The organism is Candidatus Margulisiibacteriota bacterium (genome assembly GCA_003242895.1).
Classification (GTDB): domain Bacteria; phylum Margulisbacteria; class Riflemargulisbacteria; order GWF2-39-127; family GWF2-39-127; genus GWF2-39-127.
Genome location: QKMY01000057.1, coordinates 1 through 19540, shown reverse-complemented (window position 1 = coordinate 19540; position 19540 = coordinate 1). Strand labels below are relative to the sequence as shown.

Genomic DNA, 19540 nt, shown 5'->3' with positions numbered 1-19540 from the left:
CCTTTCAGTGTACTTGCCAAGTCTTAATGCTGAATAAAAACAGTGTTGATTTTCGGTTAAGGAACAAAGGCTGCCGGATTATTAATTAAATGTACGGGCACAGGCGCTGTGCCCCTACCAAGATAAAAAATTAACTGAAAATTAACCTCACTCTTTTTTGTACTTAACACAAAATTGGTTCAATAAGGGTAAGCATTCGATTTAAAGAATAACTTTGAGAGGAGGGGGTAATAACACAGCGTATTGATATATACATATAGGATTAGAGTTAACAAGTTTATTAGATTTTATTGAAATAAAAATTTAGGAGGAAAATTTAAATGAAAGTAAGAGTTTTAGCAACAACACTAATAGGATTAGTAGCTGCGAGCAGCGCGTTTGCCGGAGAATTATCAGTAAAAGGCACTTATACAGACCTTTTGGCAACAGGGGGTAAAAATGTTGCACAAAAATATACTTACGGCAAAGGCCGGATTAATTTCAAACTGAAAGCAAACGATCAAACTGCATTCGTAGTTGAGAATAAACTGGAAAGCGCTATGGCTATAGATTATGTTTATGCTGATATCGCCATGTTTGATAGCAAATTAAGAATTGGTACTGTCACTGACGGAACAGCAGGTTTTAGCGGAGGTATCTATCAGTCACCGGTTTTTCAGGCTTTAACAAGGACCAAGGATAACGGTGTCGCATATTACACGAAGTTCGATAACTATAATATCAGCTTGGTTAACATGACAGCATTAGTTGATGGCAACCAGAAAAAAGTATATGCCGCGAAAGTTGATACAAAAATCGATAACCTTACACTAGGTGGCATTGTGAAATATGCAGGGCAGAAGAATACAGCCGGCGATGATGTTTCCGGTCTGGCAACCGAGTTTGAGGCTTCATATAAGATAGGCGATGCTAAATTATCCGGTCAATATTACGTGGACCTGAGTGATAAAGCTGCCAGGATTTTCGACTACAAAGGAAAAGCCGGTGTTAATAATACTACTTACAAAAAGGAATCTTTCCTTGGATTATTTGGAGAATACAGTCTTGCTGGCGTAACAGGTGTTAGCGGACTTGGCGTGTATGCCGATTATATCATGGCCATGAACAATGACACAAAAACACAGTGGGTAAATACAACGAAGGCTGAGCAAGGTGGTCTTGCTGGAGGGACTCAGTCAAGATTAGCAATTGGCGGTAAACTTGATATAAATAGCGTATCTACTCTGTTTGCAGAAGTTGTTAGCGCTACACCAAAGAGTGGCGATGTTGTAGGTAGCTCATATATTGGCGCTCAGGTTAAGTTCTAATATCATAGAAAAGTTGTTGATAATTAAAAGGAGAACAAAATGAAAAAAATAATAATTGGATTGTTAGGCGTAGTAATGATGGCAAGCGCAAGCTTTGCGGCAGGAAATAATGAGCTTCTGGGTGCTGGAGCGACGTTCCCTTATCCTCTGTACGCAAAGATGTTTGATGTATACAACAAAGAAAAAGGAATTAAGGTCAACTACCAGTCGATCGGTTCAGGTGGCGGCATCAGACAGCTTACCAGCATGACTGTAGATTTCGGAGCTTCAGATGCGTATCTGACAGATATGGAAATGTTGGACATGCCTGCTAAGACCCTGCATATACCGACTTGTCTTGGTGGTGTTACACTTGTTTACAATTTGCCTGGAAACCCAGAGCTCAAGTTCACTCCGGAACTTATCGCGGATATTTTTCTTGGAAACATAAAAAATTGGAATGACAAAAGGATCGCTAAGGTTAATCCGGGAGTCCAGCTACCGTCCTTTCCACTAGTAGTAGTTCATCGATCAGACGGCAGCGGCACAACATCCATCTTCACTGATTATCTAACAAAAGTAAGCAAAGAGTGGAAAACAGAAGTCGGCGCAGGCAAGGCAGTAGGTTGGCCATGCGGACTTGGAGGTAAAGGTAATTCCGGTGTTGCAGGGCTTGTAAAGCAGACGCAAGGAAGCTTTGGTTATGTTGAATATTCCTATGCACTACAGAACAAAATGCCAATACCGGCAATCAAGAATTCTTCAGGTGTTTTTGTAGAGCCCTCTATTGAGTCAGTAAGTGCTGCTGCAGAAGGTAGTATACCTGCAGATACAAGAGTTTCTATAACAAATACCTCCGCGAAAAATGGATACCCAATTGCGGGGTTTACCTGGCTACTGGTTTATCAGGACCAGAACTATAAAGGAAAGAGCATGGAAGAGGCACAGAATCTTGTTGGCCTGTTAACCTGGATGACCCACGAAGGTCAGCAGTACGCAAAACCACTCGATTATTCTCCACTATCAGCGGGAGCGGTAAAGAAAGTAGAAGAAATTATCTCAAGCATCAAATATGCAGGAAAAAAAGTTCTATAACGTAAGAACCTTACGTTGACCGATTCTCCTAGATTGCCTCCGGTAACTTTGTTGCCGGAGGTCTTATCTTTTTTTTAACATGGGATGTTAAACTGCACTTTGTTTAGTGGGTCATAGATGTTGATTATTAGTTATTTTGTGATTTTAATCTGAAGGGATTTCTTATCCATCTTCTGCAAAATGTGAACAAAAAAAACTGGAAAAACCAGATTCTCGTAGCTTATCGTTTTATTTTTTTGTTATGTTTTCTGGCTTGCTTATAGGCACCCAGAGAACCCATCATGTCAATCATTTTTAGTTTTTCTAATTGACCTGAAGTCATCTTTTTTTTGCGCTCTTCAAATAATATTTCACGCTGTAGTTTTTTATAATTTGTTAATCGTTCGATGGATAATGTGCCATTTGTTATTGCGTCTCTAACTGCGCACATCGGTTCTGCCTCATGTTTGCAGTTATCAAAATGACATTGTTCTTCCAATTCTTCAATATCTGAAAAAGTCATCGATAGATCTGAGGCAGCAATCTGTATCTCTCTCATTCCGGGATTATCAATAACAACTCCACCTTCCGGCAATACAATAAGCTGTCTGTGAGTTGTTGTATGTCTGCCTTTTCCATCATCTTCCCGTATTTCTTTCGTGGCTAATATGTCTTCGCCAATGAGTTTGTTAATCAGAGTAGATTTTCCAACACCTGAGGAACCGATGAACGCCACAGTATTTCTTTTTTTTATAAATTTTTGCGTGTCAGTGTAACCGTCTCCGTTTATGCTGGAAGTGACAATTACATCTATACCCATAGCCACAGTTTCCAATTCTATTAACTTTTCGCTGAGATCAGTACATAGGTCTGCTTTGGTAAGGATGATCACCGGCAAAGCCATGCTGTCCCATGCAATAGACAGGTAGCGCTCAACTCGGCGCAGGTTATAATCGTTATTAAGTGACATGCAGATAAAAATAGTATCGATATTAGCGGCAATTATCTGCAATTCATTCCCTGTTCCCGCTGCTTTTCGTTTAAAACAATTTTTTCTTGAAAGAATATGACGGATTATTGCGTTACCGTTAACGTCGCTTATCCTGTCAAGCAACACCCAATCGCCCACTGCGGGATAATCTTCTAAACTAGCAGCCGAAAAGCCTAATTTACCTGAGATCTCAGCGTGTAGTTCTCCCTCTTCGGTTATTACCTTATACATTTTTTTGTGCTGGGCCGAAACCCTCCCAGGACAAAGATTTTCTTCGTATTTTCTGGCTTCTTCCTTGTATTCATCGGAATACCCAATATCATATAAATTAGTCTTATCCATATTATTTACCCTCACTTACCAATGCTAATATACCATATTTCTAATTTTATCAAAACTCAATGGACAATTGAATTATGCACATGCTGACTCAAGAATTATTTCGCAGTCACAAGGTAAAAAATAATTGATAACTGAAGCCGAAGGTAATGCTGTTGTGGAAAGGATATTCCTGTTGGTTGAATAGCTTAACAAAAATGATTCACTCACCGGAACTTCCGGGTTTGGGAATAGTAAAATAAAACGTTGCCCCTTCTCCTTCTGTGCTTTCTGCCCAGATACGTCCATTATGCCTGTCAATTATCCGCTGGACAGTCGCCAGCCCAATGCCGGTACCAGAATACTCATTAACAGAATGCAACCTGTGGAAGGGCTTGAAAATATTCTTGACGTATTCCATATTGAACCCGACTCCATTGTCACTTACATAATAAACTGATTCATTGTTTATAAAGACTGAGCCAAATATTACCCGGGCATACGGTTTTTGCTGTGAATATTTCCACGCATTATCGAGTATATTTTCCAATGCGATATTCAGCAAACGCTGATCTCCATGAACTATTATTGAGTCTTCTATTTCTACCTCAACTTGACTTTCAGGATATTTTATTTTAAGTTCCCTGGAAATATTTTTTGCGAGCTTGCTAAGGTTTACTTCTTCATGATTTAATGTTTCGCTGGTTATATGTGCTAGTCTTAGTAAATCGTCGATAAGCTGAGCCATTCTCAGAGATGCTTTATGTATACGCGAGATATATGATAATGCTTGAACATCAAGTTTATCAGCATACTCCTCTACAAGAATACTGCTAAAACCATCCATACTCCGAAGTGGTGCACGCAGGTCGTGAGACACAGTGTAGCTAAATGCTTCAAGTTCGCGATTTGATCTTTCCAGCTCAGAGGTTCTTTCTTTGACCAGCTTTTCCAGCTTTTCATGAGAAATCCCAAGGTTATTCGCCATGGCACAGAGAGAATAAGAGAGCGATTTGAGTTCGCTTGTTGATGTCGGGGTTGGAGATAAGTCGTAATAGCCTTCTCCTATTTTTTTTGCCCGTTTGGCCAATAATGATATTTGTGAAGATATTTCGGATGCAGTTCTTATTGACCAGAAGAGACTGAGTCCCGTGACAAGAAAAACAATGATCGTTGTCAGGCTAACAATCAAAAACAATGGTGCCATCGCCGAAAAAAAAGGTATAGAAACGGTTACAGACCAGTTATAATTTTTAAGTGGCGCAACTCCGATAAGAGCGAGTTGATGTGTGACCGGGCTATAAACGATAGCAGTCTTTTTTCTTCCAGATGACAAATACTCGGGCTTTATATTTCGCTGACTGGCACCAGTAGATGTTATGCCGGTTTGCACAATTAGCCTTTTGTTCCGGTCCCAGATCCCGATATCCGCATTTTCGTTGTGAAAATTCTCATTTAGCATTTTAAGGAAGCTTTCAGGCGTGAGACACACTGAGATCGCACCTGAAAACTCGTTGTTTATAATGATTGGAGAGGATATAGTAATAATAGTCCGATTTAATTGAGCGCAGTGGGTGATGTTTGAAACATACGGCTGTTTTAAGCTTTTTAAGGGAACTGGAAATTGTTTGCCGAGTAATTGTTTATTGTTGTATAAAGAATTTACATATCTACCGTTCTTTTCAACTAGGATAATATTTACCCAATCAGGTTGTTTTCTAAGATGGCCTAGTAAATATTTTTTCGGGATTTGTTCCAGTGGCACCTGTTGTAACATCCTTGTAGCAGTGATTGCCTCCAGTATGCGTATTTGCCCGTCTAGCCATGTTTTACTAACATTAGCCCCCAATTTTGCAAGGGCGAGATTGTGTTCCAGTAAGGAAAATCTAAGGTTATTATACCAGGTAAGAAGCAGAACAAGGACTAGCACAATGAGTGGGATGAAGGTAATGACTACCACTCTGATTAGCTGCTGGTGTATAGTCGGTAACTTGCTGACTGCCTTTTTGCCTTCCTCCATACTATCCTCCTATGGAGAGATTATATCTAATAAATAGCTTGTTTATCAGTAAAATTATATTCGATTATATCATATCATTTTGTAGTGGAATTGGTAAGCTATTAATGAAACCTCCAATTTGTTCGGTGTTGTGGGGTGTCGCCGCATAAGGGGCAGTACCAAACTATCACCAGGTAATCACCTGTTTTTACAAGAGATACTCAAATGATAGTTTAACGGTCGAGTGATCTTTATTATTAATCAAAATTAATTTATTTAAGAGATTGTTGTACTTGTAAATGAATCCTGTCGTTATATAGTCTTTTTGAAATTTATTTTCATAGGATACAATAATTTTTAGGTTATCAGTTAAGTTGTGATTTAATCCTATCTGTATTGTAGGTAAGAGTTTTAAGCTATCGAGGTTAATCTCTGAGATGTCATCAAAGTTAGTGTAATTAAGCCCGACTAAGCTATAGAGGAGTCCTCGATTCATTACGTTCCAGGAAAACCCATAGTATACCTCCTGATTTGTTAAAATCGAGTCCTTATAAAAGATTGAACTCTTGATTTTCCAAGAAAAGGAGTTAAGAACATCATTGGATTGAATAATATTATTTAAATCCACAAGGTCTAACTGATAGAGAGGATGACCATTGGGGTACAGGTTTATTTTGGTTCCTAAACCTTTGACGCTTATAACCTCAAGGATATTGAAGTGGTCATATTCCGAGAAATATATCGGATTAAATGAAATCTCATAATAATTATTAAATACACGAGATAAACCGATAGATTCAGACTGAATTCTATTAACACTTTCTTTTTTTACATCAGTTTGTCGGATATTTGAAGTCTCTAAATCTTTTAGTTTTTTGTAAGCAGTTATCCTATTAGATCTTATATTATCAGCTAGATCAGAATGATTGCTAATCATATATTCCGAGATAATTATAAATGCTTTTAACACGTCAGGGTCAGCTTGAATACTTTCCTTTTTCTCATGAAATAGTGTGATCAATCCTCTTTTTTGCTCATCATTTAATCCGGTAAACAAGCGATTAAATACTTTGGTATTAGCAACTCTTAGTCTCTCGTTTTCTAATAGATTAACATCGAATAAGTCATTAATAATCTGAGAAGGGATAATGTAGGATCTCTTTGTTGCAATATCACTATCAAGAACTATATTTAATAATTTTCCTATAAAAAAAGCACAGTTCTTATCAAGAAAATAGTAATAAAAAAAGCTATTCTGCAATTCGATATAATGGAGTTGTAAGTTTTCTGTTTGCTCTTTAGATAGCTTTAAATCATAATAAATAATATCCCTATCTTCAACATAATTATATCCTTTAATTTTTTTATAATAGGGTTCTCGTAAAAACCAACCTTTATACTGACCACTAAGTCCTTTAATCATATAACCAATACTTCTATCCGCGGCAGTATCAGCAATGTAATGAAGTATATCGCTATCCAATATTCCTTTATTTGTTTCAAGCACTAAAAAAAGATGTCCGAACATTGATGCCGGATTATTCATGTAGCGGTTTGGGTACGCTATTAATACTTTATTTATATTGGCTGGTACTTGTACTGCAGGAGCGTATTGTAAGTTATGCTGTTTTACAATATATTTATATCTTAACGGGAATTTCGTCTTAAACGTCAGGTCTTGTGCTAAAACAAGTTTTAAGGAAGCTTCATATTCGTCCTTCGGATTAGTTTTCCCCTGTTTTGTGATAAAGAAACCATCTTCTTCAGCTAAGCTCTTATATCCTGAACCGCTCTGTTCGTAATAAAGCAGGTTAAGCCATTCTCGACTAGTGTAATGATCTTCTGCAAATAGTAAGGGTGGACTTATTAGGTAGAGTAAGAATAATAAAAATAAATAGATTTTATTCATCAACAAAATAATAGTTGCTAGCTTCTGCCATTTTTCTATTAAGTAATAACATATACTTAACAGGAACAGGCTCACTACTTTGCTCCTTGCTATTTAATAATCGATAGTATGTTGACTCGGTTACACCAGTTGCTTCACTTAGAAGGCTAGCTAGCTGACTAATATAAGGACTATCCTTCTCATAACAATCAGCGATCAGGTTGTCATAATTAAATAAAGTAAACGATATTATTTTATTGGAAGTATCTTCGGGTAATTTCGTGTGTGCGTATGAAAAGATGGGTAGAAGCAAAAATATTATTAAAAAAAAAACAATTGCTTCATACCCATTTCGTTAACCTATTCCTATTGTTTATCTAGCTGAATATAATACTGACTTGGTGAGTATTGCATATTGTTCTTAGTAAAAATACTATCAGTCGAAGAACCGAGTGACCCTCCAACTAAAAAGTTACCCCAAAACATCATATTAAAAGACGTCGTTAATATCACCTGTGCGTCTTTATATCCTTCCTTTTTAAAAGTAACTACTTTTCCTACACCGTCTCTTGCCGCTTTATAAACAAAACTGTTGTTGCCCTTTTTCCCTACCATTACTCCATTCACATATACATCTACATCATTTACGTTAGTATCAAACTGTATAGAATCACCACCTTGAGGTGCTGTTATCGTTGCAAATCCAAATACAGTCGAACTCATACAAGAAAGCATTATTACTAATATTATAAACTTTTTCATCATATCTCCTTATTATGTATTTTTTTATCATGATACCTGAGCCAAATTTTATAGTCAAGGGGTTATATCAAACAGACTTTATCTTGAATATATACTTATTATGATTAATTATTCTGTTATTTCCTTATACACACAATAAAATATCGACTAATAGTTTCCTTGACAGCCATTTTTACCCATTGTAATGAAATCCTCATATTTCATTACAAAGTGCTGGGAACACAAATACAGAGTGGTTTACATCAAATAGCAGGCTAAAGGGAGACCTATTTGCTGGTTTAACCAAGTTGATATATATTTGATTCCGATATCAAATTTTTATCACCTAAAAGTCTCTTCGAATAAATTAATTGGCAACTACGATGGCAACCTCGGAGATTGGGAAATAAGGATTAGGTAGATCAAATAACTGAATCTGGACCTAACAAACTAAAAAATTGGAAAATATATGGAAAACGTAGTACCTTGTCCTTGTGTACTCCGGACCTCAAGATTGCCGTTATGAGACAGGACAATATGCTTGACGATCGAGAGGCCCAAGCCCGTCCCGCCGACTTTTCTGGAACGGGATTTATCGACGACGTAGAACCTCTCGAATATACGGGCCAAGTGTTCCGCTGGGATGCCAAGTCCCGTATCCTGTATCTCGACAACCGCTTGTTCCATTTGCTTGCGGAGGGTAATCATAATACCCCCGCTCTCGGTGTATTTGATGGCATTGTCGACGAGATTAATAAAAACTTGTTCCAGCTTAAACGGATCGGCGTTGATTAGCAGCATATCTTCCAGAGACACGGTAAGAGAAAGATCTTTTTCCTTAAGCTTCGGCTCAAAAATCGGGAGAAGATTTTCGATTTTCTGTTTTATATCTACTCTTTCCATTACCAGGGTAGTTTCTTTCGCTTCAAGGGATGACAAGGTAAGAAGGTCCTGAACGATGGCAATCAATCTATCAGTGTTTTTCTTAATTATTTCGACGTACAAAAGATTCCCGTTGTCGATGGATTCTTCCAATGTTTCTATATATCCTTTTATGGAAGTAAGCGGAGTTCTCAGCTCATGAGAAACGTTTATGATAAAATCTTTTTTCATTTTCTCAATATTTCGCATACCCGTAATATCATGAAAAACAGCAATCATATCTTCCCTATGACTTGGATAAGTTATACTACAGATGAAAGACTTATCTCCCAGGTCCAGTTCCTCGATCAGGCTTTTCTTCTGCTCTTTTACCTTTCTTATCAGATTGTTGAACACTGCCTGCCGTAAGACTTCGGAATAATGCTTTCCTTCCACATAGAGATTGTTTACAAACCGTTTGAAACTATTATTTGCCAGCACAATATTCCCTTTTTTATCCAGAACAATAAGTCCTTCCTGGATTGAAGAAATAATGCTGTTAAGCTCTTCTTTTTGCAATGAAAGCTCAGAAAAAAGCATCTGCAATTGCTCTGTCATGTAATTAAAATTAGTAGCAAGTTCTTCGTATTCATCTTTATTTTTAAAAAATATCCTGGTCGAAAAATCTCCCGAAGCTACTCGATAGGTAGCAGCACTCAACTCCTTAATCGGCTTTAAGAATCGCTTCGAAATAATCAAGGCAACAATGAGGGAAATCACAACAATAACAATACCGCCCTTTACCAGATTACTTGTCAATTTCATGATTATTCTGTCTATATCTTGAACAAACAAACTCAATCGTAAATAACCTAACGAGGGAGATCCAGCATTAAGCGGCAATGCCACATACAGCATATTTTGCTTAACAGTTGTGCTCGTCCTAAAAAACGTACCAATCCCTTTCAACTTCGCTTCTGCTATTTCCGGTCTATTCGAGTGATTTTCCATAAGTACAGAGGAGGTTTCAGAATCAGCAAGAACTACACCTTGAGGATCGATAACCGTAAGTCGCACATTTATCTGTTTTGCTAACATGCTGATAAAAGATTCCAACTGTTGATTGCTGCGGTGTTGAGACATTAATAAGGTTAACTCAGGCGTCAATGTTTGCCCAATATTTACAAGATTTGTGGTGATTGTTTTTATGTAGGAACTTTTAATTTCTTCAAAGGAATAAAAAAGTATAAAAAAAGATACAGCCAGCAAAATAAGACAATAGCTGCCAAATATTTTGTATAAGATAGTTTTCTTCATTCTTCCAGTTTGTATCCTACCCCTCGAACATTTTTGATAAACACGGCTGCCATTCCTAATTTTTCACGGAGATTCTTAACATGAACATCAACTGTCCTATCAAGAACAGCTTTCTCGCTTCCCCATATATGATCAAGTATCTTGTTTCTTGAAAACAGCCAGCCTTTTTTAGAGCACAGCAGTTCCAGTATTTTAAACTCCGTAGTGGTTAAATCAACCTTATTACCTTCGACGGAAACTTCGAACTTCTCCAAATCTATAATCATGACATCTTTTATATATATCTTCTTTGATTCCTGGCTATCCTGCTTCGCGTGTCTGCGAAGGACTGCTTTCACACGGGCTACCAACTCTTTGGGAGAAAAAGGTTTTGTCACATAATCATCCGCACCAACTTCCAGTCCGACTACCTTATCGATCTCATCACCTCGTGCAGTCAGCATAATAACTGAGAGAGAAGAAAGTTTTTCGTCATCCCTTATGACCTTGCATATCTCAAAGCCATCAGCATCCGGCAACATAAGATCCAGGATAAGGAGGTCCGGGGGTTGGTTTGTTTTATAATGCAAAAAAAATCCATTAGCATCTTGAAATTCATTGGTCCGAAAACCGGCTTTTTTAAGATGAAGCGATACTAACTCTAAAATATCCGGTTCATCATCAATGATTGCTATACGTTTTGTCATGATAATTATAACTACCCTTCTTAATCAAAACTATATACTGTTTTCTTATAAAATAAAACCATCTGTTAATTCACCTTTATTATATGAACAAAATCTTAAGCTATTATAAAATGTCTGTTAATTTTTAGTTAATTTTTGGATTTTTATAATATCTTTCTGTTTAATTAAATTGACAATAATCCCTTGGTAACATATAATTTTCGTATCGGCAAAACATATATTGAGCAGACAATTAATGGATACAACTTGCAATTTTTATAGATATTCATGCCAAATAAAAGTGTCAACTTTATTATAATGGAAAGAAGGACTTAAGCATGGGGTTTAATATTTTTGATTTATTACTACCGAGAGAGACTAAATTCTTTAAATACATGCTACAGCAGATAGATTGTTTTATTGAAGGTTCTGAGATATTTAGGGAATTAGTAAGCCATATTGACACATTGTCTCCGGAAGAAATCAAAAATAAATTAGCCGCGATAAAAGAGTGTGAACATCGTGGAGACATCATAGAAATGCGTATAATTGACGAACTTAATGATACATTTATAACCCCGTTAGACAGGGAAGACATCCATACTTTAGCAATTAACATAGATAGAGCAATGGATATTCTTAACAGTATATCCAGAAAAATAGAAATCTATAAAATACTTAAAGTCCCAGCTAACGTCGTCAAATTCTCAGAAGTTATAGTAAATATCGGGCAACACATGAAAACCGTGATGCTGCAGCTAGAAGCAAAAAATGACATTGATCAGACCGTTGCAAGCATGCATACGCTGGAGAATGAAGCTGATGAGCTATTTCATGTTTGTGTAGCAGAACTATTCAGTCTAAAATATGATCCGATCGATGTTATAAGGTTTAAAGAAGTATATGAGCATCTCGAATCGGTTGTTGATTCTGTTGATTATGTAGGAAAACTAGTTCGCGGAATCAAAGTAAAGTTGGGTTAGGTCAATGATTAGTACACTTACTCTCGTTATTATTGTAATAATAGTTGCCTTAATGTTCGATTTCGTTAATGGATTTCATGATGCGGCGAATGCAATCGCCACTATAGTTGTCACGAGGACGCTAACTCCTTTGCAAGCCGTGATACTTGCAGGCTGTGCTAATTTCGTCGGATATTTTGCCTTTGGAACAGCTGTTGCAAAAATGATAGGAAACGGTGTGGTTAACATCGAATTCGTCACACTCCCTCTTATTTTAGCGACAATTGTCGGAGCTATTATCTGGAATATTATTACCTGGATCTTTGGTATCCCAACATCGAGCAGTCATGCTCTTATCGGAGGACTTATTGGTGCCGGAGTCGCAGCTGTTGGTACCAAGGTAGTCGTAGCGAGCGGAGTCCTAAAGATTTTTCTTTTTATATTCATAGCTCCTATGTTAGGTATGCTGGGCGCTATGATATTTACAACATTTATTATATGGCTATTCAGGAAATCAACTCCATATAAATCAAAAGGAATATTCAAAAAGCTACAACTTGTTGCAGCAGTATTCTCCAGTATCGGACATGGGACAAATGATGCGCAAAAAACCATGGGAATTATTGCACTTGCACTGTTTGCCGCTCATTATAATGCTACGTTCAAAATTGATAACTGGGTAGTTTTAAGCTGTTATGTGGCAATTTCTTTAGGTACCTTCTTCGGAGGCTGGAGTATCGTTAAGACCATGGGCACCAGCATTACTAAAATTCGAGAGATGGAAGGTTTTTGCTCTGGTACTGCATCTGCATTCGTGCTAATGGTAACCGCTCACTTCGGAATACCCGTGAGTACAACCCATGTAATGGCCGGATCTATTATGGGTGTAGGCAGCGTTCAGCATGCAAGAAGTGTCCGTTGGATTACAGCTCGAAAAATTCTTTGGGCATGGATAATAACTATACCAGCAGCTGCCTTCTTTGCAGCAATCACCTATTTTGCAACCTCACTGCTTGTTAGCTAATTATTATTTTTAGCCCAGGCAATTCTTTTCAGATTATTCCATTTTTTGCTCCAAAAAACCTTTCCTATTAGTATCTTTAAGCGGCTTAAAAAATCCTAAAAACAGTGAACTCTTTCGTTTCTTTTTCACGGAACCGGCTAGTTTCAGGAATAGCCAGCAGAAACCAGATAGCCCGAAAACAACGCCTATTGCGAAAAGGATTAGCCTCAGCGAGCCTAATAGCAAGAAGCTTATGGTGTTTTTTTGGTAATAGGTTTAAAATGTACTATGGTTCTGCTGGAAATATTGTGAATCAAGTACAGTACAAGATATAATAACCAATACTTCTCATTCTAGCATACCCAAAAGCTCTGGAACAATTACTGAAGTCTTGTAAATACTGGTAAAAGGATGTTAATAACAATGCTATTATTTAACTTACAAAACGTTACCGAACTTGTCATGCCTATTATCTTTATACTTGCAGGCCTTATCACCGGCTTAATTATCGAATCCATTATGAGCAAGGCTCATCACAAAGCAAGCCTTCATAACTGGGAAGCGCTAACGATTACGCTTAGTTCATTCCGCAGGCTTATTGTTCTTTGGAGCCTTTTGTTAGGATTGTACGGTTCCATACTGTTCCTCCCGCTTAAAACAACAGTAGCAGGCACGATCAGCAAATTACTACTCGTTATCTTTATGTTCTCCGTGATAGTTGTTATCGCGAGAGTCGTTGAAGGATTTCTTACCTTATACACCACAAAAATGAAAGGCATGTTCCCTTCCATTTCATTGTTCATGAACCTCATAAAACTGATTATTTATATTCTGGGAACGCTAATAATTTTACAGTTTCTCGGCATTTCAGTTACGCCAATCCTCACTGCGTTAGGGGTTGGTGGTTTGGCTGTTGCTCTGGCATTGCAAGACACGCTTTCCAACTTATTTTCCGGTATCCAAATTATTGCATCACGGCAAGTAAAACCTGGAGATTACATTAAGCTCAATACCGGAGAAGAAGGCTATGTCACTGATATTACCTGGCGAAATACTACCATACAGTCATTGTCCGAGAACATGATCATTGCACCTAATTCAAAAATAGCGTCGTCAATAATCGTCAATTACTGTCAACCGATTAAACAGATGATCGTTATTATTGAGATTGGAGTCACCCTCGATAGCAATCTTACACTGGTAGAAAAAATCACGCTCGACATTGCAAAAGAAGTTATGCAAAACGTCCCTGGCGGCGTTCCTGATTATGAGCCTGTGCTCTATTATCATTCGTTCGCAGAGTCAAATATCAATCTACGGATAAATGTGCAAATACAAGAACTAGACAATCAATATCTCATTAAGCACGAGTTTATAAAAAAGCTAAACACCTGTTTTAAAGATAACAATATCAGCATGCCAATCTCTATAAAAACAGTTGCAACGAAAACTTTGGACTAGCGCCCGGGAAGTATCTTAGGTAAATACCATGCATCGTTTTTACATAAAAAAATCAAAAAAAATTGGACTCCCGCCAGGAACTCCTATTCATTTAGGCGAGAAAAAAACTGACAAAACCAAAATCACGCTCATACAATATGATGAAAATCAGCTTCAAGAATTAGAGACAGACAAATTCGAGAAAATCCTCAGCAACAAAAACGACACGGCAATCAATTGGATAAATATCGATGGGGTCAGCCAAATAGAGATTATAGAAATAATTAGCAAACAGTTTGGACTCCATCCTCTTACGCTGGAAGATATTGCCAGCACCGGTCAACGACCGAAAATAGAAGATTACGGTGACTATATTTTTCTTGTTCTAAAAACCTTCTACTGTGATGTTCGGGATAAAGAAATATCATCAGAACAAATCAGTATCATTCTCGGTTCTAATTTTGTCATATCTTTTCAAGAGCGCTCCAGTAATATCTTTGATCCCATAAAAGACAGAATCAGACAAATAGGTAGTCATATTAGAAAAAAGGGAGCTGATTATCTCGTATATTCTTTACTGGATACAATTGTTGATAATTACTTTCTCGTTCTTGAAGAGTCGGGAGACAAAATTGAAAATATTGAGAGGATATTAATAACCAATCCGGAGGCAAAAACCTTAAGGTCCATATACTCCTTAAAAAGAGAGATTATGTTCCTGCGCAAGTCGGTATGGCCACTCCGGGAAGTTTGCAATTCAATTGAAAGACTGGAATCTCCCTTAATCAGCCAATCGACAAAGATCTATCTCAGGGATGTATATGATCATTCATTCCAAATCATCGACACAATTGAAACCTTTCGAGATATGCTATCAAACATGCTTGATATCTATCTTTCCAGCATAAGCAATAAAATGAATGAAATTATGAAAGTACTCACAATTATATCAACAATCTTCATCCCGCTAACGTTCATTGCCGGCGTCTATGGCATGAACTTTGAAAACATGCCGGAACTCCATTGGAAATGGGGTTATTACTTTGTACTCTTTTTTATGGCTATTATTGTGGTATCGATGATCATTTATTTTCGAAGAAAAAAATGGTTTTAATCAATACTAGCCCCATATTTCTCGATGTTATATATGCTAATATTAACCGGTTCAGCACATCACTGGTAAATTAGAACTATTATCTTTTTTTCTCCTGCTATATCAACACTTATTGTAAAAAAAAACGAGTCATTTTATTGACAATTTGTGCCAGTATTGGACATAATAAGGATATGTCAAACATACTAATAGTGGACGATGACAATTTTATCAGAGCAGCCTTAAATTTTGCATTTCAAAAGGAAGGGCATGCAGTATATGAAGCGGAAAATGGTTTCATATGCCTTGATATCATTAATAAAGAGAAAATCGATCTTATCATCCTCGATCTAAAAATGGAAGGAATGGATGGATACACCGCACTCAGAGAAATCAGAAAGCTTCCGGAATACAAAGAAACCCCGGTACTTGTTTATAGTGCATTTATTGAGAAAGAAAACCTTACTTTTCTTGAAAACCATGCAAATGAAATACTCGTTAAGCCGGTTAATACAGAAGATCTTATCAGTTTCATTGAGTTGTATCTCCCATAATTATATTTCCCTTGTTATTCCAGCAACCAAAAAAGTGATTTACACTTCGATAATATATGCGATACCTGTCCAGTGGGTGAAACCTATTGACCGTTCAGGCGGATTTGAGCCACCGCCTTATATTATTAACAGGAGTATTTTCGAGAACATTAATATCGAGAACCTGGTAAAGGAATGTAGATATGAAAATACCGAGAAAAATACAAGATAGCTTCCCAAGGTTATTCTCAATTACCATCTGATTAATACTAGAAAAGAAAAAAACTAAATAAAAACCGCGCAATGCGCGGTTTTTATTTAGTTTTTTTCTTGAATTCATTTTCTATTTAAAAGATATATTTGTAATCATTGGTGGAGGTGAGCGGAATCGAACCGCTGTCCGAAAAGTCCTCAATAAAAGCCACTACGAGTGTAGTCCATACTTTAATTTCTCTTATTATTCTCCTATGGACAGGATAATACTAAGAAAGTCTGTCTATGTTTAACTTTCTGCCGGACAAACGTCAACAGAAAACGATCTGGTTAAATGACGTCAGTTAGAACCACCAGCACATTCTACCTGACGGCGCTGCCTATTTAATTAAGCAACAAGTGCAGCCGGAGCTGCGGTGAACGCGTTTTTAAAGTTGTTTGCGTTTGTTTTCTTCTGCCTTTTTACGAGGCCGGGCAGCTCCTCGACTCGCGACTATTACTTCGCCACTTCCCGTCGAAACCTGTGCACCCCCTTGATTATCAAATATCACATTTAACTAAAGTATTATACCACATAAGTGTTTCAAATCAATAAAGTAACAATTAGCCCCACTTACCCTTTGAGACATGGGCTGCAAGTTCAGCTTTTATCGATTGTTTCAATATAAGCGCTTGATCTTTTGCCTTCATAAATATTGATACACAGCCTGGATCGAGGTTATCTTCAATTCCATCTTCAGCTAACTCGACAACGTTTTCCAGCATATTCACCAGGTCCATATGGAGCTGATTAGTGAATCCTGCCCTTTCCACCAAATCTGATTGGGCCTGTTCAAGCTTACCGATTTTTTCTTTAGCGGCACCACATTTCGGGCACGCTTCCGGTACATCATCTCCACTATGTAAATAACCACAAATAGAACATTTCCATTTCATTGACCTTATTCCTCCTCTTCTCATCAAACTACTCAATCAACCAAACGATTTTAACGTCGGCAATCCGACAACTAAGATCAAAAGCCAATGGTTAAACAAGGTTATTTTAGATATAGCATACTATTTTTGCAAATTCAATAATTGTTACTATATGCTGTCTTTTTTTAAACACATATCACTTATTTTTGCCTCTATCTAGTGTAAGCATTAATATTTCTTTCCACTACTTTATTGTTACAATGCGGTGGCTTAAAAATTGCTCGATTGTGACACCGGCAGGAATAACTCCCGATTGAGAGAATGTTTCTCCTATTTTTTTTTAATGAACTCAATAAAAGGGCTGGAGCGGGTGGGTAGTTCTTATAAACAAAGAGACAACCACACCCGACCATACAGAAAAACCCTAGGCTACCGCAATTTCTTTATTAATTGCTATTCGAGCTTTATTCGCTTTTATGCAATTATGAGATTTGATGAAATCCGTTAATTTTTTTGGAATATCAGCGTAGATAGTTTTTAGAGCGGAGGGATTTAAGAAAATATTTCCTATTACCACCGGATATCCTAATTCACAAATTAAAATATCGCCATTGGTATGGAGGTGCAGTTGTCTTTTCCCGTCGATACATTTACAGAAATAGACCCCTTCTTTGTCAAAATGATTGCTTATTAAGGGATAGAAAGCACTATCACTATTGATATGCGTTCCCCAGCAACTAAAGTACAGTTGCATTTCCGGTTTTTTATTTATTATGAGACTGTCAATGGCATGTGCCAGTTTTTCAGGAGGGGTTATGGACTTGGAGGTCCATTCAGAGGTGGGTATTCCGCATTGCATTTCTTGCTTTCTAACACCCATATTGTAGATAAGATTGTGTATTTCAATAAGGTTATCTTCTGTGTCGCCGAAAATTATTGTCTCAGCAATAACGTCCATGGGAGGACTCTGGGCTGCCATTTTTACATTATCGATGATTTTATAGAACACTTCTTCTTTTACTTTGTAAAAATTAGAAAATTTTTTTGCATTAACGAAATTAAATGAGAAGTGAAGGGTATTAAGTCCTGCATTCTGAAGGGTTTTTATTTTTTCTTCATCCAGGAGGCTTCCATTTGAGTTAACCTGGATATGGATGCCATGAGCCGCACAAAATTTGATCACTTTAAGGCATTCTTCAAATTTGATCAGGACTTCTCCGCCGGATAATTTTACCCTTTTCAGGTCAGGAAGATCCTTAATGATGTTGATTATTGTCTGCGCAGGAAGAATGACATTCTCTTCTTCTTTGTAAGCACAACAATAATCGCAACGGAAATTGCATTTTGAAGTAATTCCTACTTCCAGGCTCTCTAACCGGCATTCACCATTATAATTCAACTCAATATTCTTGAAGTTTTTTCTGTCTATCTTACTGTCGATCATTTTTTTATTCCCCCTCGTCTTATAACTTAACGCATCATATTCTGGTTTTGATCTATTACTCTTTACGGTCGCAAAGTAAGTTTGTGTTAATGTTGTTATGATGGTTTTTCTACGAATTAAAATTGGTATAGAGGAAATATTTTAATAAGGTATACAGTATAATAGGCCTATGAAATTGTCGCGATGATACCCCGGATATTCTATTATTTCAACTGTCAAATTGTTAACTCTTTATATTGATTATGCTTGAACAGATTAATGTCCGTGAGATTAGCCTATAGATAACAAAAAACACATTGGCGATCTAATAAAATTATTGTAAAATAGCATGATTGAATGATATTCTGTAGTTGACAAGATAGCGACAACTACTTAATATATTATTTGTATGTTGTCACGCTCCTGTAGCTCAGTAGGTAGAGCACATCCATGGTAAGGATGGGGTCGGCGGTTCAATTCCGCCCGGGAGCTCCAGTAACACAGATGTTGGAAACCCGGCTCTACTCCGAAGATGGGGGAATCCAGATATTAACGACATAGTATTTTAACCCACAATCTGTAATTTTCAAAGTTTCTAAAACCGTAAGCCCTTCTTGATAGCATTTCCATTTTAGTATGAAATCCTTCTGTAATGCCATTGGACTTGCTAAACCGCCACATTCTCACGACCTCTTCTTCCCATGAATTTAACGTGTTACCTAATGTAACCAACCTATCTATTGCTGATTCGTTTAATTGCTTGAGATATTTCAAAAATACCGGGATTAATTTTTTGCACTGTTTTTTTGTTTGGTTTT

17 protein-coding genes, 1 tRNA gene and 1 other RNA gene are annotated in these 19540 nt (G+C 37.2%); 8 read left to right on the top strand and 11 right to left on the bottom strand.

All coding sequences use genetic code 11. From position 1 onward, the window contains the following. Positions 1-320 precede the first annotated feature (320 nt). Together DKM50_09825 and pstS are read left to right on the top strand one after the other, a co-directional pair. Positions 321-1307, top strand: coding sequence for a hypothetical protein (locus tag DKM50_09825; protein PZM78853.1), 987 nt, complete (start codon positions 321-323; stop codon positions 1305-1307). Between the two features lie 39 nt (positions 1308-1346). Then, positions 1347-2381, top strand: coding sequence for a phosphate ABC transporter substrate-binding protein PstS (gene pstS / locus DKM50_09820; protein ID PZM78852.1), 1035 nt, complete (start codon positions 1347-1349; stop codon positions 2379-2381). A gap of 220 nt (positions 2382-2601) precedes the next feature. Here the strand turns inward: pstS and rsgA are convergent, their stop codons facing one another. From rsgA to DKM50_09790, 6 genes are all read right to left on the bottom strand, one after another. Continuing rightward, the gene (gene rsgA, locus DKM50_09815) at positions 2602-3693 is read right to left on the bottom strand and encodes a ribosome small subunit-dependent GTPase A (GenBank protein ID PZM78851.1); all 1092 of its coding nucleotides are present in this window, start codon (positions 3691-3693) and stop codon (positions 2602-2604) included. A 199-nt stretch (positions 3694-3892) separates the two neighbouring features. Then, positions 3893-5689 carry a hypothetical protein gene (locus DKM50_09810; protein ID PZM78850.1) on the bottom strand — a complete coding sequence of 599 codons (1797 nt, stop codon included), beginning with the start codon at positions 5687-5689 and terminating at the stop codon, positions 3893-3895. A 187-nt stretch (positions 5690-5876) separates the two neighbouring features. Next, entirely contained in the window at positions 5877-7652 is a 1776-nt protein-coding gene (locus DKM50_09805) for a hypothetical protein (protein ID PZM78849.1), read from the bottom strand. 270 nt (positions 7653-7922) lie between these two features. Continuing rightward, positions 7923-8318, bottom strand: a complete 396-nt coding sequence (locus tag DKM50_09800; GenBank protein PZM78848.1) for a hypothetical protein — start codon at positions 8316-8318, stop codon at positions 7923-7925. Positions 8319-8747: 429 nt separating this feature from the next. Next, positions 8748-10475, bottom strand: coding sequence for a hypothetical protein (locus DKM50_09795; GenBank protein PZM78847.1), 1728 nt, complete (start codon positions 10473-10475; stop codon positions 8748-8750). After that, positions 10472-11161 (bottom strand): two-component system response regulator, encoded by a 690-nt coding sequence (locus DKM50_09790; GenBank protein PZM78846.1) that lies wholly within the window; start codon positions 11159-11161, stop codon positions 10472-10474. Before DKM50_09790 ends, DKM50_09795 begins: the two co-directional genes overlap by 4 nt. 317 nt (positions 11162-11478) lie before the next feature. Between DKM50_09790 and DKM50_09785 the strand changes: the two genes are divergently transcribed. The 5 genes from DKM50_09785 to DKM50_09765 all read left to right on the top strand — a co-directional run bounded on the left by DKM50_09785 (position 11479) and on the right by DKM50_09765 (position 16192). After that, positions 11479-12123 carry a hypothetical protein gene (locus DKM50_09785; protein ID PZM78845.1) on the top strand — a complete coding sequence of 215 codons (645 nt, stop codon included), beginning with the start codon at positions 11479-11481 and terminating at the stop codon, positions 12121-12123. A 4-nt stretch (positions 12124-12127) separates the two neighbouring features. Continuing rightward, positions 12128-13126 carry an inorganic phosphate transporter gene (locus tag DKM50_09780; GenBank protein PZM78844.1) on the top strand — a complete coding sequence of 333 codons (999 nt, stop codon included), beginning with the start codon at positions 12128-12130 and terminating at the stop codon, positions 13124-13126. A 390-nt stretch (positions 13127-13516) separates the two neighbouring features. Then, positions 13517-14566, top strand: coding sequence for a mechanosensitive ion channel family protein (locus DKM50_09775; protein PZM78843.1), 1050 nt, complete (start codon positions 13517-13519; stop codon positions 14564-14566). 28 nt (positions 14567-14594) lie between these two features. Beyond that, entirely contained in the window at positions 14595-15659 is a 1065-nt protein-coding gene (gene corA / locus DKM50_09770; protein PZM78842.1) for a magnesium and cobalt transport protein CorA, read from the top strand. Between the two features lie 137 nt (positions 15660-15796). Continuing rightward, entirely contained in the window at positions 15797-16192 is a 396-nt protein-coding gene (locus tag DKM50_09765; protein PZM78841.1) for a response regulator, read from the top strand. A 94-nt stretch (positions 16193-16286) separates the two neighbouring features. Here the strand turns inward: DKM50_09765 and DKM50_09760 are convergent, their stop codons facing one another. From DKM50_09760 to DKM50_09745, 4 genes are all read right to left on the bottom strand, one after another. Next, positions 16287-16511, bottom strand: a complete 225-nt coding sequence (locus DKM50_09760) for a hypothetical protein (GenBank protein PZM78840.1) — start codon at positions 16509-16511, stop codon at positions 16287-16289. A 30-nt stretch (positions 16512-16541) separates the two neighbouring features. After that, positions 16542-16917, bottom strand: a transfer-messenger RNA (tmRNA) gene (gene ssrA, locus DKM50_09755). 70 nt (positions 16918-16987) lie between these two features. After that, on the bottom strand, positions 16988-17320 hold the full coding sequence (locus DKM50_09750; protein PZM78839.1) for a rubredoxin: 333 nt from the start codon (positions 17318-17320) through the stop codon (positions 16988-16990). Positions 17321-17723: 403 nt separating this feature from the next. After that, entirely contained in the window at positions 17724-18743 is a 1020-nt protein-coding gene (locus tag DKM50_09745) for a radical SAM protein (GenBank protein PZM78838.1), read from the bottom strand. Between the two features lie 398 nt (positions 18744-19141). On the opposite strand from DKM50_09745, the gene DKM50_09740 reads away from it, so the two are divergent. Beyond that, positions 19142-19217: transfer RNA gene (locus tag DKM50_09740), tRNA-Thr, on the top strand. Positions 19218-19271: 54 nt separating this feature from the next. On the opposite strand, the gene DKM50_09735 is transcribed toward DKM50_09740, so the two are convergent. Then, the coding region (locus DKM50_09735; protein ID PZM78837.1) for an ISL3 family transposase at positions 19272-19540 on the bottom strand (269 nt) is incomplete at its 5' end.